At 66.7% G+C, this 16,827-nt stretch carries 14 protein-coding genes and 1 pseudogene; 11 read left to right on the top strand and 4 right to left on the bottom strand.

Annotated elements, in window-relative coordinates:
• Positions 1–1,344 precede the first annotated feature (1,344 nt).
• The 8 genes from X946_RS10660 (at position 1,345) to X946_RS10625 (ending at position 9,404) form a co-directional block, all read left to right on the top strand.
• A complete protein-coding gene (locus X946_RS10660) occupies positions 1,345–1,860 on the top strand; it encodes a sugar dehydrogenase complex small subunit (protein WP_038746880.1) in 516 nt (171 codons plus the stop codon).
• Positions 1,860–3,473, top strand: a complete 1,614-nt coding sequence (locus X946_RS10655) for a GMC family oxidoreductase (RefSeq protein WP_038746878.1) — start codon at positions 1,860–1,862, stop codon at positions 3,471–3,473. The genes X946_RS10660 and X946_RS10655 overlap by 1 nt, the downstream gene beginning before the upstream one ends.
• Positions 3,473–4,843: a cytochrome c gene (locus X946_RS10650; RefSeq protein ID WP_038746875.1), complete on the top strand. Its 1,371-nt coding sequence runs from the start codon at positions 3,473–3,475 to the stop codon at positions 4,841–4,843. The genes X946_RS10655 and X946_RS10650 overlap by 1 nt, the downstream gene beginning before the upstream one ends.
• 186 nt (positions 4,844–5,029) lie before the next feature.
• The gene (locus tag X946_RS10645) at positions 5,030–5,443 is read left to right on the top strand and encodes a DoxX family protein (protein WP_038746872.1); all 414 of its coding nucleotides are present in this window, start codon (positions 5,030–5,032) and stop codon (positions 5,441–5,443) included.
• Positions 5,444–5,495: 52 nt separating this feature from the next.
• Positions 5,496–6,611: a porin gene (locus tag X946_RS10640; RefSeq protein ID WP_038746869.1), complete on the top strand. Its 1,116-nt coding sequence runs from the start codon at positions 5,496–5,498 to the stop codon at positions 6,609–6,611.
• Positions 6,612–7,172: 561 nt separating this feature from the next.
• On the top strand, positions 7,173–7,862 hold the full coding sequence (locus X946_RS10635) for an ABC transporter permease (RefSeq protein ID WP_038746867.1): 690 nt from the start codon (positions 7,173–7,175) through the stop codon (positions 7,860–7,862).
• Positions 7,859–8,572 carry an ABC transporter permease gene (locus X946_RS10630; protein ID WP_038746864.1) on the top strand — a complete coding sequence of 238 codons (714 nt, stop codon included), beginning with the start codon at positions 7,859–7,861 and terminating at the stop codon, positions 8,570–8,572. Before X946_RS10635 ends, X946_RS10630 begins: the two co-directional genes overlap by 4 nt.
• Before the next feature lie 64 nt (positions 8,573–8,636).
• Positions 8,637–9,404 carry an ABC transporter ATP-binding protein gene (locus tag X946_RS10625; protein WP_038746863.1) on the top strand — a complete coding sequence of 256 codons (768 nt, stop codon included), beginning with the start codon at positions 8,637–8,639 and terminating at the stop codon, positions 9,402–9,404.
• Between the two features lie 60 nt (positions 9,405–9,464).
• Here X946_RS10625 and X946_RS10620 read toward each other — a convergent pair whose 3' ends face one another.
• On the bottom strand, positions 9,465–10,766 hold the full coding sequence (locus tag X946_RS10620) for a UDP-N-acetylglucosamine 1-carboxyvinyltransferase (RefSeq protein ID WP_038746860.1): 1,302 nt from the start codon (positions 10,764–10,766) through the stop codon (positions 9,465–9,467).
• A gap of 250 nt (positions 10,767–11,016) precedes the next feature.
• On the opposite strand from X946_RS10620, the gene X946_RS10615 reads away from it, so the two are divergent.
• Together X946_RS10615 and X946_RS36140 are read left to right on the top strand one after the other, a co-directional pair.
• On the top strand, positions 11,017–11,520 hold the full coding sequence (locus X946_RS10615) for a GFA family protein (RefSeq protein ID WP_038746858.1): 504 nt from the start codon (positions 11,017–11,019) through the stop codon (positions 11,518–11,520).
• A gap of 180 nt (positions 11,521–11,700) precedes the next feature.
• Positions 11,701–12,455, top strand: a pseudogene (locus X946_RS36140) (DUF6683 family protein).
• 137 nt (positions 12,456–12,592) lie between these two features.
• Here the strand turns inward: X946_RS36140 and X946_RS10600 are convergent.
• From X946_RS10600 to X946_RS10585, 3 genes are all read right to left on the bottom strand, one after another.
• Positions 12,593–12,862: a hypothetical protein gene (locus X946_RS10600; protein WP_317135480.1), complete on the bottom strand. Its 270-nt coding sequence runs from the start codon at positions 12,860–12,862 to the stop codon at positions 12,593–12,595.
• 943 nt (positions 12,863–13,805) lie between these two features.
• The gene (locus X946_RS10590; protein WP_038746848.1) at positions 13,806–14,414 is read right to left on the bottom strand and encodes a pyridoxamine 5'-phosphate oxidase family protein; all 609 of its coding nucleotides are present in this window, start codon (positions 14,412–14,414) and stop codon (positions 13,806–13,808) included.
• Between the two features lie 266 nt (positions 14,415–14,680).
• Positions 14,681–15,223, bottom strand: a complete 543-nt coding sequence (locus X946_RS10585; protein ID WP_038746845.1) for a hypothetical protein — start codon at positions 15,221–15,223, stop codon at positions 14,681–14,683.
• A gap of 593 nt (positions 15,224–15,816) precedes the next feature.
• Here X946_RS10585 and X946_RS10580 point away from each other — a divergent pair.
• Positions 15,817–16,827 carry a sensor histidine kinase gene (locus tag X946_RS10580; RefSeq protein ID WP_038746976.1) on the top strand — a complete coding sequence of 337 codons (1,011 nt, stop codon included), beginning with the start codon at positions 15,817–15,819 and terminating at the stop codon, positions 16,825–16,827.

Raw genomic sequence — 16,827 nt, 5'->3', positions numbered from 1 at the left:
GCATGTGCGTTCGTTTCAAACGGATTGCCGCCGCATGCGCGTGCCGGTTCGGCCGCGGGCGCATTCGGTGGATGCGCGCGAACTTGCTGGAGCGCTCGGGAATATCGACGGGGCGGGCGTTGCGCGACTCGGCGCTCGCGAAGCGCCGATGCCGTTTCTGATTCCGACGAACCGTGGAGGGGCGCCGGCTATTCGCGCGACGTCGCGACGAAGATAGCAGGCGAATTCGAGCGGCCGATGAAACGCACCGGGCTCGTCGTCAACGCAATTTCGTTCTCGTCGCGGAACCGCATTTCGCTCGTGCGGAACCACACGAGCGACCGTTGGAGCCGCAGCAATGACGAATACGCATGAGCGGCAGAAGCGGGCGGCGCGGCCGAGCGAAATGTTTCCTCCCGGCGGGCATTCGCTTTCGCACGCGCAGGGATTCGGGCATCGAGGATTTCAGCGATCTCGCGGCAAGACCTTCGCGACGGCGGCGGGCACGTGCGGCGCGCGTGCGTTGCGCAAGTCGAGCGAAGGCAAACGTATGAGTATGACGATCGTCGGCGTGGAGGGCCGCGCCGAACCGTCCAGGAGCGGGGCGATCGAGCGCGAGCGTTCGCGATGGCCGGGCGCCGTCGTGCGGCGCGTTCGTGAATGAAAAGCGCTTCTTCGGCGTATGGGTGGCCGCACGTGCGCCGCGTATCCACGATAACGATGCGGGCACGATATGTCGGAACGTTTCCGCGTGCAAAACGTTCCTCGATTCGGCAATCACGCGGCGGCGGGCATAGGGGGAGCGGAAAAGCGCCGTGGCAAACACCTCATTCAGACGATTCCGCCAAACTGGCCGAATTCGTGAACTGAACCATTCGTTGTCGGCCTGAAATGCGCGCGCTCTTCAGGAGTCCGGGCAATCGTACGAATGACTGGCATCGGCGCGCGCGGAGGCGGTCGGTGCGATGCGCCGGCGCGTCGAACCGACCGCGCGGCCGATCGAGCGTCAACGGAACAGCCGCGCCGCGCCGCGGCGCGGCTTCCGCCATCGATTCCGGCAGCCTCCGAACGCCGTTTGCGCCGCGCCGTTCGTTCAAGTCATCGGCGCGCGCCTCCGTGATCGCGCCACGCCTTATTGCTGCGTACTCCAGATAGTCCGCACGCCGCAACGCCGCATTGAGAAACAATTTTTTGCGAAAACTGAAAAAGCCGCCGGAACCCGCATTGCAAGGGAGTGCAAAACGATTCGATGAACTATAAAGGGATTGTTCAATTGGCGGCGAACGCGTACATTTCGGAGCCGCGCCGTAGTTTGAGAAATATCAACACTCGTTTTCCCGAGCCCGACGCTTGAGAGAAGGAACGATGAATAACGACACCAATCCCCACGCGCGTCGCCCGAGCGACGCGGTCGAGCCCATGGGTGGGGGGCTCACCCGACGCCAATGGCTGCAGCGCTCGCTCGCGCTGAGCGCCTTGGGCCTTGCGGGATCGCTCACGCTGCGCGCGCTCGCCGATGCGCCGAGCGCCGCGCCGCTCGACGCGTTCATGACGCTGTCCGAGGCGCTGACCGGCAAGACCGGCCTGAACCGCGCAGTCGGCGAACGGCTGCTGCACGCGTTGCAGAAGGGCTCGTTCGAACTCGGCGACGGGCTGCCGAAGCTCGCCGGCGCGCTCGCCGCGAATACGCTCACGCCCGATCAGGAAGCCCTCGCGCTGCGCATTCTCGAAGCGTGGTATCTCGGCATCGTCGACAACGTCGTGATCACCTATGAAGAAGCGCTGATGTTCGGCGTCGTGTCGGACACGCTCGTGATCCGCTCGTACTGCCCCAACAAACCCGGCTTCTGGGCCGACAAACCGATCGAGAGGCAAGCCTGATGTCCGATACACAACAAGCCGACGTCGTCGTCGTGGGCTCGGGCGTCGCGGGTGCGATCGTCGCGCATCAGCTTGCGAAGGCGGGCAAGTCGGTGATCCTGCTCGAGGCCGGCCCGCGCATGCCGCGCTGGGAAATCGTCGAGCGCTTTCGCAACCAGCCGGACAAGATGGACTTCATGGCGCCGTATCCGTCGAGCCCGTGGGCGCCGCATCCGGAATACGGCCCGCCGAACGACTACCTGGTGTTGAAGGGCGAGCACAAGTTCAACTCGCAGTACATCCGCGCGGTGGGCGGCACGACGTGGCACTGGGCCGCGTCCGCGTGGCGCTTCATTCCGAACGACTTCAAGATGAAGACCGTCTACGGCGTCGGCCGTGACTGGCCGATCCGGTACGACGATCTCGAGCACTACTACCAGCGCGCCGAGGAAGAGCTGGGCGTCTGGGGCCCCGGCCCCGAGGAAGACCTGTTCTCGCCGCGCAAAGAGGCGTACCCGATGCCGCCGCTGCCGTTGTCCTACAACGAGCTCACGATCAAGACCGCGCTCAACAACCACGACCCGAAATTCCACGTGGTGACCGAGCCGGTCGCGCGCAACAGCCGCCCGTACGACGGCCGTCCGACCTGCTGCGGCAACAACAACTGCATGCCGATCTGTCCGATCGGCGCGATGTACAACGGCATCGTTCACGTCGAGAAGGCCGAGCAGGCGGGCGCGAAGCTCGTCGAGAACGCGGTCGTCCACAAGCTCGAGGTCGGCCCGCAGAAGAAGATCGTCGCCGCGCTCTACAAGGACCCGAAGGGCGTCGAGCACCGCGTCGAGGGCAAGTACTTCGTGCTCGCCGCGAACGGCATCGAGACGCCGAAGCTGATGCTGATGTCGACGAGCCACGATTTCCCGAACGGCGTGGGCAACAGCTCCGACATGGTCGGCCGCAACCTGATGGACCATCCGGGCACCGGCGTGTCTTTCTACGCGAGCGAGAAGCTGTGGCCGGGGCGCGGCCCGCAGGAGATGACGTCGCTGATCGGTTTCCGCGACGGCCCGTTCCGCGCGACCGAGGCGGCGAAGAAGATCCACCTGTCGAACCTGTCGCGCATCGATCAGGAAACGCAGAAGATCTTCAAGGCCGGCAAGCTGCTGAAGCCCGCCGAGCTCGACGCGCAGATCCGCGACCGCTCCGCGCGCTACGTGCAGTTCGACTGCTTCCACGAAATCCTGCCGCAACCGGAGAACCGCATCGTGCCGAGCAAGACGGCGACCGATGCGATCGGCATCCCGCGCCCGGAAATCACCTATGCGATCGACGACTACGTGAAGCGCGGCGCGGTGCACACGCGCGAGGTCTACGCGACCGCGGCGAAAGTGCTGGGCGGCACCGACGTCGTGTTCAACGACGAATTCGCGCCGAACAACCACATCACGGGCGCGACGATCATGGGCGCCGATCCGCGCGATTCGGTCGTCGACAAGGACTGCCGCACGTTCGACCATCCGAACTTGTTCGTGTCGAGCAGCGCGACGATGCCGACGGTCGGCACGGTGAACGTGACGCTGACGATCGCGGCGCTCGCGCTGCGGATCTCGGACCAGTTGAAGAAGGAAATCTGATGCTGAAACGAACGCTTTCCTTCATGCTGGCCGGCTGCCTCGCGTTGCCCGGCCTGTCGAGCGCGGCGGACGCCGGCGCTGCCGCCGCGCCTGCCGCTGCGGCTTCGTCCTCGCCGGCCGCTGCCGCCGCATCTGCGACGTCGGCGACATCCGCGCCTTCCGCCGACGCCGCGCTCGTCGAGCGCGGCCGCTATCTGGCCGTCGCGGGCGACTGCATGGCGTGCCACACCGCGAAGGGCGGCAAGCCGTTCGCGGGCGGCTTGCCGATGCGCGCGCCCGTCCTCGGCACGATCTACACGACCAACATCACGCCCGACAAGGAAACGGGCATCGGCGACTGGACGTTCGCGGATTTCGAGCGCGCGGTGCGTCACGGCGTCGCGAAGAGCGGCGACAACCTGTATCCGGCGATGCCTTACGTGTCGTACGCGAAGGTCAGCGACGACGACGTGAAGGCGCTCTACGCGTACTTCATGCACGGCGTCGAGCCGGTCAGGCAGCCTGCGCGCAAGAACGAGATCCCGTGGTATCTGAGCATGCGCTGGCCGCTCAAGATCTGGAACCTGCTGTTCCTGAAGGACGGCGCGTACCAGCCGAAGCCGGAGCGCGGCGTCGAATGGAACCGCGGCGCGTATCTCGTGCAGGGCCTCGCGCACTGCGGCACGTGCCACACGCCGCGCGGCGTCGCGCTGCAGGAGAAATCGCTCGACGAGACGGGCGGCAGCTTCCTCGCGGGCTCGGTGCTCTCGGGCTGGGACGGCTACAACATCACGTCGGACGCGAACGCGGGGATCGGCGGCTGGACGCAGCAGCAGCTCGTGCAGTACCTGCGCACGGGCAGCGTGCCGGGTCTCGCGCAGGCGGCGGGGCCGATGGCCGAGGCGGTCGAGCACAGCTTCTCGCAGATGACCGACGCGGACATCGGCGCGATCGCGACGTACGTCCGCACGGTGCCCGCCGTCGCCGACGGCAGCGCGAAGGCGCGCGCCGCATGGGGCAAGCCGGCCGAGGACGGAATCCGGCTGCGCGGGGTCGCGCTCGCGTCGACGGGCGTCGATCCCGCGCGTCTGTATCTCGGCAACTGCGCGAGCTGCCACCAGATGCAGGGCAAGGGCACGCCGGACGGCTACTATCCGCCGCTCTTCCACAATTCGACGGTCGGCGCGCCGAACCCGACGAATCTCGTGCAGGTGATCCTGAACGGCGTCGCGCGCAAGGCGGGCAAGGAAGACGTCGGCATGCCGGCGTTCCGCCACGAGCTGTCGGACGCGCAGATCGCCGCGCTCACGAACTATCTGACCGGGCAGTTCGGCAATCCGGCGGCGAAGGTGAGCGAACAGGACGTTGCGAAGCTGCGCGCCGCGCAGTAACGTACGGGTCGGGTTATCCGGCGATCGAGGAGGACGGCATCGCACCGGGCGGCCGTCCGGTGGCAGGTCGCAGTCGACAGGGAGGCGGCGCGCGGCGCGCGCCGTGGGCCGCCTCGGTTCGCAACCGGCTCGTGCGCGACGCGTCGTCGCAGCGCGCGCGACGCCCGCTTCCCGCTCCGCACGACGATGAGACAAACTTTCCTTGCGCGTCAAAAAGACGCTCTGCTGCTGCTTTCCCGCATTCTGATCGTCATCCTGTTCGTGATTTTCGGCTGGGAGAAACTGCTGAATTTCTCGGGCACGGCCCAGTTCATGGCTTCCGAGGGCACGCCGCTGCCCTCGATCGCGGCGGTCGTCGCGATCGTGATGGAATTCTTCGTCGGCATCGCGATCCTGATCGGCTTCTACACGCGGCCGCTCGCGCTGCTGCTCGGCCTCTACACGATCGGCACCGCGTTCATCGGCCATCACTATTGGTCGATGGCCGCCGCCGAGCAGATGAACATGATGATCCATTTCTACAAGAACATCGCGATCACGGGCGGCTTGTTCGCTCTGTGCGCGGCTGGCCCCGGACGCTATTCGCTCGATCGCGGTTGAGCGGCGTGCCGGACGTGTGTTGAACCTGAGAGAAGACAACAGGCGGAGAACAATGGTTTTTCATTCGAAGAAAATGATGGCCGCGCTCGTCGCGGCCGGGCCCGCGCTCGCTTGCGCGCAGACGAGCGTCACGCTGTACGGCCGTGTCGACGGCGGCGTCGAATACCTGAATCACATCGCGAATCCCTCGGGCGGCAGCTCGTCGCGCTGGAGCGCCGAGAGCGGCGACTGGGGCACGAGCATGTTCGGCCTGAAGGGCGTCGAGGATCTGGGCGGCGGCACGTCGGCGATCTTCAACCTGGAGACCGCGTTCCAGGTGATGAACGGCACGACGGGCGGCGGCCGGATGTGGTCGCGGCGCGCGTACGTCGGCTTGACGAACGACACGTGGGGCAAGCTGCAGGCGGGCCGCAATCTCTTCATCGACAGCGACGGCGTGTGGGAATTCGATCCGTTCGTCCAGCAGGCGTTCTCGTCGGCGTCGCTCGTGCGCGGGCGCAACTGGCAGCAGACGAGCAACAACGTCGAGTATCACAGCCCGGTGTTCGGCGGCTTCGACGTGCAGGCGCAGTACGCGTTCGGCAACCAGTCGCGCGGCTTCAATTACGGCGCGCAGGGCGACTTCGGCCGCTCGGACGGCGTGATGATCTCGTATCACTCGCCGATGCTCGACGTGCGCGGCATGTACGACGAACTGCGCGACAGCAACGGCCGCATGAGCAATATCTTCTCGAGCTCGCGCGAGTATTTCATCGGCGCGAACGTGAAGGTGCAGAAGTTCAAGATCCAGGGCGCCTATACGCATTATTCGGCGCCCGACACGCCGGCGGGCCTTGCGGATCGCGCCGATCACTTCTGGCTCGGCGCGACCTATCAGGCCACGGCGCAGTGGGCGGTGACGGGCGGCGGCTACTACGTGCGCGTGCGCGGCGGCGACGGCAGCGACGCGGCGCACGATCCGTCCGGCCACGCGATCCTGTACGCGCTCGGGACGACTTACAACCTGTCGAAGCGGACCTTTCTGTACGGCACGGTCGCTTACATGCGCAACGGCGGGAATTCGAACTTCTCGCTGCTCGCGACGCCGCGCGACGCGACGCCGAACACGAGCCCGCTCGCGGGTGAATCGCAGACGGGCGCGTACGTCGGGATGATGCATACTTTCTGACCCACGTCGCGCGTTGCGGGAAACGAGGCTTCGGCTCATCGGTCGAAGCCCGTTGTTCCGCGCTTTCCGCCAATGATGGCGGCGCGCCCGCCGATTGTCGACGATTCGGCTTCCCGCATCCGTCGGTCGTCCGGAGCCGGCCGAAAGCGGCGGGCCGTTGTCTTGCGCTGCCGCCGAACATCGCCGACCCCTCTCGAGGGGCTTTGCCGCGAATCCCGGTGAACAGGCGATGAACCCATTACGTCAGACATGAGACGGCCGCGCGCAGGTGCGTACGAACGAACCGACTCGTCCATCCCGTGACGAATTTCATTCGCGCTCCCGACGATCGCGCGCTGCGGCCCGCGCATCGCGCTTGAGCATGATGCGGCCGGCCGGACATTAGAGAAAAACACTGATTGCCGGCCGAATTCGGTCGAAGCAAAGTTGTACATACAACTTCGGCGGCATGAAATCGCCGCGCCGAAGCGATTCGTAATCCCCCTGAAACCCGACGGACAGCTTGCGCGCGCGCTTCACGGCGACGGCGCGCTGCGCCCGCGCACATCGAGGAAATCGCAGATGCTCTTTCAAGGCTTCGGCCCGCTGCTGTGGGCCGGCACGCTCGAGACGATCAAGCTCGCCGTGTTTTCGCTCGCCGCGTCGCTCGCGCTCGGGCTCGCCGGCGCGGCGGCCAAGCTGTCGCGCAATCGCATGCTGGCGGGCATCGGCACGTTCTATACGACGTTGATCCGCGCGGTGCCCGATCTCGTGCTGATGCTGCTGCTGTTCTACGGCATCCAGATCCTGCTGAACGACGCGACCGACATGCTCGGCGTCGACCAGATCGACATCGATCCGTTCGTCGCCGGCATCGTCACGCTCGGCTTCATCTACGGCGCGTACTTCACCGAGACGTTTCGCGGCGCGTTTCTCGCGGTGCCGCGCGGCCAGCTCGAAGCGGGCTTCGCATACGGAATGAGTTCGTGGCGCGTGTTCGCACGAATCATGTTCCCGCAGATGATGCGCTTCGCGTTGCCCGGCATCGGCAACAACTGGCAGGTGCTCGTGAAGGCCACTGCGCTCGTGTCGATCATCGGCCTGGCCGACGTCGTGAAAGCCGCGCAGGACGCGGGCAAGAGCACGCTGAACTTCTTTTTCTTCACGCTCGCGGCGGGCGCGATCTATCTCGCGATCACGACGCTGTCGAACCTCGTGTTGATGTACCTCGAAAAACGCTATTCGGCGGGTGTGCGGAGGCTGGCGCTGTGATTCAGATCATCGGTCAATATTGGCAGAACTACCTGTTCAGCGACGGCTACCGCATGAGCGGCCTCGCGATCACGCTGTGGCTGCTCGTCGTGTCGATCGGGCTCGGCTTCGGTCTCGCGGTGCCGCTCGCGATCGCGCGCGCGTCGAGCAACCGCGCGCTGTCGGGCGCGGTCTGGCTCTATACGTACGTGTTTCGCGGCACGCCGCTCTACGTGCAACTGCTGCTCTGCTACACGGGCATCTACAGCCTGAGCGTCGTGCACGATCATGCGTGGCTCGACAGCTTCTTCAGAAGCGCGATGAACTGCACGCTGCTCGCGTTCACGCTGAACGAATGCGCGTACGCGACCGAGATCTTCGCGGGCGCGATCAAATCGACGTCGCCTGGCGAGATCGAGGCGGGGCTTGCATACGGGATGTCGCCGTTCAAGCTGTATACGCGGGTGATCCTGCCCTCGGCGCTGCGCCGCGCGCTGCCGAGCTACAGCAACGAAGTGATCCTGATGCTGCATGCGACGACGCTCGCGTTCACGGCGACGGTGCCCGACATCCTCAAGGTCACGCGCGACGTCAATTCGGCCACCTACGCATCGTTTCAGGCGTACGGCATCGCGGCCGCGCTGTACGCGATCGTCGTGTTCGCGCTCATCTGGCTGTTCCGCCGGATGGAGGCGCGCTGGCTCGCGTTCCTGAAGCCCCAAGGGCATTGATGCGCGACGCGGCGCGCAGCGGCATCGAGCAACGAAATTCCACGACGATCAAGGACGACGGCGAATGTACAAGCTCACGGTAGACGACCTGCACAAGAAGTTCGGCGACAACGAGGTGCTGAAGGGAATCTCGCTGCAGGCGAAGGCGGGCGACGTGATCAGCATCATCGGCTCGAGCGGCTCGGGAAAGAGCACGTTCCTGCGCTGCATCAACTTTCTCGAGCAGCCGTGCGCGGGCACGATCACGCTCGGCGACGAATCGATTCGCGTGACGCGCGACAGGCGCGGCGCGCCGAAGATCGGCGATCCGAAGCAATTGCAGCGGATGCGCGTGAAGCTTTCGATGGTGTTCCAGCACTTCAATCTGTGGGCGCACATGACCGTGCTCGAGAACGTGATCGAGGCGCCCGTCAGCGTGCTCGGCCTGCCGCGCGCCGAGGCCGAGGCGCGGGCGCGCGAGTATTTGCGGAAGGTGGGGCTCGCGCCGAGCGTCGAGGCGAAATATCCGTCGCATCTGTCGGGCGGGCAGCAGCAGCGCGTCGCGATCGCGCGCGCGCTCGCGATGGAGCCCGAAGTGATGCTGTTCGACGAGCCGACGTCGGCGCTCGATCCGGAACTCGTCGGCGAAGTGCTGAAGGTGATGCAGGCGCTCGCGGAAGAAGGGCGCACGATGATCGTCGTCACGCACGAGATGGGCTTCGCGCGCAACGTGTCGAATCATGTGATCTTCCTGCACCAGGGGCGGATCGAGGAAGAGGGGCATCCGCAGGACGTGCTCGTCAATCCGAAGAGCGAGCGGCTGGCGCAGTTCCTGTCCGGCCGGCTCAAGTAGGCGGCCGGCAAGCCGCGCGGGCGCGTCGCGATTGCGCGAGCGCCCGCGCGGCGCATCGATTTACTCGCCGCTCGTCCACTCGACGTTCGCGCCGACCGAGCGAAGATTCTCGACGAAGTGCGGATGCGCGCGGCGGATCGGCTGCGCGTTCAGGATCTCCGAGCGCCCGTCGATGCTAGCCGCGACCATCAGCAGCGCGATCGCGACGCGGATGATGTACGGGCTCTCGACGCGCGCCGGGCTGAGCGGCAGCCCGCCGAACGTGATCAGCCGATGCGGATCGGACAGGAACACGTGCGCGCCGAACTTCGACAACTCGCCCGTCCAGCCCATCGCGCCGTCGTAGACCTTGTTCCAGAACATCACGCTGCCTTGCGCCTGCACGCCGAGCGCGATGAAGATCGGCAGCAGGTCGACGGGCAGGTAAGGCCACGGCGCGGCCTCGACCTTCGTCAGGATGTTGCGCGTGAACGGCTGCTTCACCTTCAGCGGACCGTCGCGCAGCGCGTGCGACCAGCCGTTTTCGTGCGTGACCTGCACGCCGAACTTCGCGAAGGTCCGGTCGATCAGCGGGAACTGCTCGGGCGAGCCGTTGCGCACGGCGATGTCGCCACCCGTGATCGCGCCGAGCGCGAGGAACGTCGCGATCTCGTGGAAGTCTTCGTTGAAGCGGTACTCGCCGCCCGCGAGCGCGCGGCCGCCCTGAACGCTCAGATGCGACGTGCCGATGCCTTCGATCGGCACGCCGAGCATCGCGAGGAACCGGCAGAACTCCTGCACGTGCGGCTCCGACGCTGCGTTGACGAGCGTCGACGTGCCGTTCGCCGACGCCGCGCACAGCACGAAGTTCTCGGTCGTCGTGACGGACGCGTAGTCGAACCAGTGATGATTCGGCGTGAGCGGGCCGTCGGCGCGCACGATCAGCGAATCGGACGTGCGCTCGATCCGTGCGCCGAAGCGCTCGAACACCTCGACGTGCGGGTCGATCTCGCGCACGCCGAGCGTGCAGCCCTTCACGTCGTTCTCGAGCCGCGCGACGCCGAAGCGCGCGAGCAGCGGCGGCACCAGCATGATCGACGAGCGCATTTCCTCCGGCAGCCGGTGGACGGCCGGATCGAACGCCGTTGCGCGGTGATGCAGGTCGAGCACGCCCGTGGCGTAGTCGATCGACACGTCGCTGCCGAGCGTGCGGAAGATGTCGAGGATTTTGCGGACGTCGGTGATGTCCGGCACGCCGACGAGCCGCAGCGGCCGATCGGTGAGGAGCGTCGCGCACAGGATGGGCAAGACGGCGTTCTTGTTGGCGGACGGCGTGATTTCTCCGCGAAGCGGGGCGCCGCCGTGAACGATCAGGTTCGACATGTTCGGATGCAGGTGGGTGTAATGACGCGCAAGGTCGTTATCATGCCACCGTTCGCGGGGATTTCGCAGATTCGTTGCGCGGCGCAGCGCGGCGCAGCGCGGCGCGGCGGCGCGACGGGCGCGCGACGTCGGACGCGGGCGGGTTCGGCCGGGCGAAGCAAGAGAAGGCGCTTCACACGAATCGCGCGAAGGGCGATCATCGGATGGCGCGACGCACAGGCGATCGTGCCCCTTTCAAGCGAGGCGACGCATGCCAACCGACGAACCCCCGATTTACGAAGGCGGCTGCACGTGCGGCGCGGTGCGCTACCGGATGACGTCCCGGCCGCTCATCGTGCATTGCTGCCATTGCCGCTGGTGTCAGCGGGAAACCGGCACCGCGTTCGCGCTGAACGCGCTGATCGAATCGGACCGCTTGCTGCTGCTGCGCGGCGAAGTCGACATCGTCGATACGCCGTCGAACAGCGGCAAGGGCCAGAAGATCGCGCGCTGTCCGCATTGCCGCATCGCGGTGTGGAGTCATTACGCGGGCGGCGGCGGCGCGGTGAGCTTCGTTCGCGTCGGCACGCTCGACGATCCCGACCGCCTGCCGCCCGACATTCATATCTTCACGTCGTCGAAAGAGCTGTGGGTGATCTTGCCGCCCGACGCGCGCGCCGTGCCCGAATACTATGCGTCCGACGAAGTGTGGTCGGCCGAGAGCCTCGAGCGGCGCGCCGTGCTGCGCGCGAGGCGGGATCGCGGCGCGCAGTAGCGGCGGCCACGGCGCTCGCCGCCAGCGTGTTCGGCGCGGCATGCTCGGCGCGCGGCGCGCAATGCTCGCGACATGCGTGGATTGGCGCGCCGATGCGTCGACGTGCCGCTGCGCGATCGACATGCGCGAACACGAGGCGTTGCGTCTACGCAGATTCCCGAAACAGGAGAAGGGTTGCTCATGCAGAAAATCATTCGCTTCGCCGCCGCGCTGAAGCTGCTGTCCTCGCTCGTCGCGGCGCCCGCATTCGCGCAATTCGATCCGGGCGCGACGGCGGATCTCGGGCGGGGCATGATCGTGAACGACGACCTCGGCGGCAATCTCGGGGGCGGCTCGCAGGTGCCCGGGCGCGATGCGCGCGGCGGCGCCGATCGCGCGCGTTCCGCTTCGCCGCATGCGGCGCCCGCGGCGTTGACGTTCGCCGAGACGGCCGCCGTCCACCGGCAGGTGCAGGCCGATATCGTGAACTTCCTCGCGCACGGCGACGCGTCCAGGCGCGACGAGGCGAAGCGCGTGGTCGAGCAGGGCGAATTGCTCGAGGCGTTCGAGCGCGTGGCGTCGCGCCGCGCCGCGCGTTCGATCGCCGCAATCTGGGCGACGTGTTCGCCGCGTATGTCGTGATGTCGTGGGAGGTCGTCAACGGAGAGGACGCGCGCGGACGGCAAGCGGGCGTCGATGCGCTGCGCGCGAAGTCGAGCGCGACGCTGGTTCGTGACGACCGCATTCGCGCGATGTCGGACGCCGACAAGCAGCGGCTCGCCGAGACGCTTGCCTATTTGGCGATGATCGCCGTCACGGCGCAGAACGACTTGCGCCGCAGCGGCAACGCGCCCGCGCTCGAACAGTTGCGTGACGGCGTGCGGCAGTCGACGCGCAAGATGATCGGCATCGACGTGAAAGGGCTGCGGCTGACGGAAAACGGGCTGACTCGATGAAGGCGTCGCGCATGCGGATCGGTCGGCGCGCGAGGGGGCGGGGCGGTGCGAGGGAGCGGTAAACGCGCAACACGCCGGCGCGACTTCCGCCGCGCCGGCGTGTTCGGCGCATGCCGGCGTCGCCGGCAGGTCAGGCGTTACAGGCAGCTATTGATGTCGCTCGCGGCAGCGCCGCCCGCGGCGCCGCTGCCCGCGCGAAAGCCGACCCAGGTCTTCGCGTTGCCCGAGGGCGCGGGGCGCACGACCGCGGCTGCGCCGTTCGGCGGCTGCTGGCCCGGCACGTAGACGTCAGCGGCGAGACCGTTCGCGAGCACTTCCTGCGTGACGACCTGCTGCTGCGCCTTGTCGGCCCAGGTCTTCGCGATGCAGGTTGCGACGTCCTGCGCAGGCTTCTGGCTCTGTCCCACGTTTTGGACATCGGTACCTGCGGCGCTGGCCGAAGTTGCCACCGAAGCTGCCATGATCAATGCGATGAACGGTGAGTATTTCACGTTATCTCCCTCTGGTCGTGATTCGTGAATCGGGTTTCAACGGGTACTACGATCCAGTCTGAGTGCGCATCGTCGGCGATGTTCCGACGATTCGGAAACAAGATGTTAAGGAGCTTGCCAATCGCAACCGGGTGCGTTGCGCACGTCGCGAGAGTGTCGCAGCGAGATTGCTGCGGCGCACACACACGCGCGACGACCCGGCGTCGCCGAGGCCGCGCGCATGCTTGCGGACGAATGGGATGAATGGATTGGCGCTGCGAAGGAGTGAAGCGGGGAATTCGGTGCGACCCGTCGCGCCGGATGCGGCGCGCTTTTGAAACCGTCAGCCTGCGCCGCGCGGCTCTGCGGCCGCTTGGCGCAGGGTGCATGCTAACGGTGGCCCCGTCGCGTTCGTATTCGTTGAGTTCATGATGGCAAAGGATGCGCTCGATGACTGTTAAGCACGTTCAAATCGACGGCAAAAGATTGTCATAGATTGTTTGGCGCGCGCCGCTCGTTTGACGGGGCAAGCGGCCCTCATTGAACAGACGATGCTTTCAACTCACGGGACCGACGCTTTGGACAGCGAAAGTCGATCTCCGAGCAGTCTTCCCGTCTGACAGGCGGAACGTCCGCCGGCGCTCCCGTTTCATCTTGCCGCCGTTTCGCCTTCGGGCGAACGGTGCGCATCGCGATCATTTCGCTTGCGCATCTCGTGTCGGTGCGTGTCGATGCAGGTGTGTTCGCGCGCATCCGCCGTCTCGTGCAGCGCCGCGCCGCGTCACGTGCGATGCGGTACGGCGCGCTTCGTCCGCACCGCGCGTGTCGGTCGATCGAATCGACGTGGCCGAATCAACAGAGCCGCATCGACTAAGCGGTATCAATAAAGCCGCGTGCGATTACGCTCCTCGAGTTCTCGCTCATATTGCTCGGCGTCGAATTCGGCGGGAGCGAGCTTCTTCAGGATCGCGCCCGGCGACGGCAGTTCCGCGCGCGGCACGTGTCGCGACGCATCCCACAGCTGCGAGCGCAGGAACGCCTTCGAGCAATGGAAATAGACGGCCTCGATGTCGACGACGATCGCCGCCTTCGCCGGCTTGCCGTCGACCGCGAACGACGCGAGCAGCTCGGGGGCGATCGACACCTTCGCGCGGCCGTTCACGCGCAGCGTCTCGCCTATGCCCGGCACGACGAACAGCACGCCGATGCGTCCGTTCGCGACGATGTTGCGCAGCGTGTCGACGCGGTTGTTGCCGGGGCGATCGGGGATCGCGAGCGTGTGCGGGTCGAGCACGCGGACGAAGCCGGGGCGATCGCCGCGCGGCGAGCAGTCGAGGCCGTCCGGGCCCGACGACGCAAGCACGATGAACGGCGATTTCGCGACGAACGCGCGGTAGTCGTCGCTCAAATGCGGGATCTCCTTCCAAAGAGAGCGGTCGCTCGGCTTGCCGTAGTGCGCTTCGAGTTGTTCGAGGGTCGTGAGAAGCATCGTTGATCCTGTGTGATCCGGCCGATGGGTTCGTCATTATGTGGGCCGCGCGGGATTCCTGTCTTCGGTGTCGAGGTGCTCGGCCGGCCGGCATTCGGTGCGATCGGGCGCGCATTGGCGGGCGCGGGCTCGACGGCGAGCCCGTCGATCGGCCGGCGCGGCTTGCCCGAACGCCGCCGCGCGCCTGGCGCGATCGCCGCGCGGCGACTGCGCCGATCGCGCCGATCGCGCCGATTGCGCACCGCCGCGTTCTCGCGCATATCGGGTCAGTTCGAATCGAACGTGTATGCGCCGTCCTTGCCGCGCGATTCGTTCGCGCGCCGGACGCAGCGCGCGACCACGTTGATCGCGCGGCCGAGCGGCATGCCGACGAGGATGCCCCAGACCGCGAACGACGCGATGACGAAGGCGTTCGTCACGGCCCACGGCTTCGCGGCCGTGACCGCGTAATGCATGTAGGTTTCGGCGGCGAAGGTGAGCATCAGCGTCGCGAGCAGGCTCGCGTCGCCCGGCAGGCGCACGAGCCGACGCGTTTTCTCGACGTTGAATTGCAGTTTCCAGCGGCGCGCATGGAGCCAGCCGATCGCCGCACCGGCGGCAAGGCTTGTCAGCGCGATGGCGTCGGCGCCGGTGCCCGCGCGCGGGAACAATGAATTGAGGCTCGTGATGCCGAGCATCGCGAACACGATCGGCGTCAGAAGCGGGCGCGTCGGCGTCACTTCGCGCGGGAAGCAGCGTTTCACGCCGACGTAGACCAGTGCGCAAAACAGCACGAAGACGTAGGGCGGGAGGCGGGGTATCGAGGACATGATCGAGATCGCAATCGTTGGTCGGCTTGTCGACCACAATAGGCGCGCTCGATTGCGTGCGCAGTTGTTTGCGACGGACAGCGCAATCCGGGCGACGAACGGCATCGATGTGCGACGAGCGGGCGGGCAACATACGGCGGCGCGGCACGTCTCACGCGGCATCGCGGTCGGCCCGGCGTGGCCTGAGCGGCGTTTGCTGCGAGCGGGTTTTGCCCGGCATGTTGCGTCGCCGCAAGCCGCGTTCGTCGATCGGCGCGACGATGCGACGCCGCGACGGCGGGCAATGCGATTGCAATGCGCGAACGGGCGGGGCGCGCACGATCGGCTCGCCGCATTCGGCAAGGCCGGCCGCTCGACTCGGCGTTCCACTACAATCGTGACCGAGGCGTCGCCGCGCGTCGGATGCAATGGCGTTTCGTCGCGCGTCGGCGCCGTTCGTCGCACGCGGCGCCGTTTGCGCGCGCCTGGCGTCAAGGTCGTGGCATCGCTTTCGTTCGCGTTCTCGCTCGCTCGACACCATGCAAAGCCGGCCTCATCCATTTTTGTTCGCTCGGACGACCGATTCCGGCGTTCCGCGAACCATGCGCCGCAGGATGCTCGGTCTGTTCGGCCTCGTGCTGTTCAACTGCGTGATCGGCCTGAGCTCGTGGGCGAACCGTCGCGACGACGCGGTGCTGCCGTACCTCGTGCTCGCGAACGGCATCGGCCTGTCCGCGCTGCTGCTCTGTTGGTGCGCGGACAAGTTGACGCGGGGCAAGCTCGGGGTGCTGCCGAAGGTGCTGATCGTCGCGCCCGTCAGCGTCTTCGCCGGTTTCGAGATCACGGCGTCGACGATCGGGCACGTGCCGCATCTGATCGGCCGGGCGAGCGTCCGCGAATGGTTCGCGTACGGCTCGTCGCTCGCGCTCACCAGTGTCGCCTGCGCGTTCTTCATCTTGTTCGTGCAGGCGGCGAGGATGCGCGCATCGCTCGAGACGCAGCGCCGCGAAGCCGCCGAGGCGCGTCAGGCCGAGACGGCCGCGCGCCTCGCGCTGCTGCAGGCGCAGATCGAGCCGCATTTTCTTTTCAACACGCTCGCGAACGTGCAGAGCCTGATCGAGCGCGATCCGGTCCGCGCGTCGACGATGCTCGACAGCCTGAACCGCTACCTGCGCGCGAGCCTCGGCCGCACCCGCCGGGCGACGTCGACGCTCGGCGAGGAGCTCGAGCTCGTCGATGCGCTGCTGCGGATCGCGTCGATCCGGCTCGGCGAGCGGCTGCGCTATGCGATCGACGTGCCCGCGCCGTTGCGGGAGCTCGCGTTTTCGCCGCTTCTGTTGCAGCCGCTCGTCGAGAATGCGCTGCTGCACGGCATCGAGCCGTCGATCGACGGCGGCGAGATTCGCATCCGCGGCGTGCGCAACGGCGCGACGCTGGAACTCAGCGTGATCGACACCGGAGTCGGCCTCGGCAACGGCGAAACCAAGCTTCACGGCGGCGTCGGGCTCGCCAACGTGGTCGCGCGCGTCAAGCGCCTCTACGGCGAGCACGGCCGCGTGTCGGTAGGCGCGACGGCCGGCGCCGCGCGGGGCGTGACCGCGACCTTGCACATTCCGATCGATTGA

Origin of the sequence: Burkholderia sp. ABCPW 111 (assembly GCF_000773065.1) — a bacterium.
Taxonomy (GTDB): domain Bacteria; phylum Pseudomonadota; class Gammaproteobacteria; order Burkholderiales; family Burkholderiaceae; genus Burkholderia; species Burkholderia savannae.
This window is presented reverse-complemented; position numbering and strand designations above follow the sequence as displayed.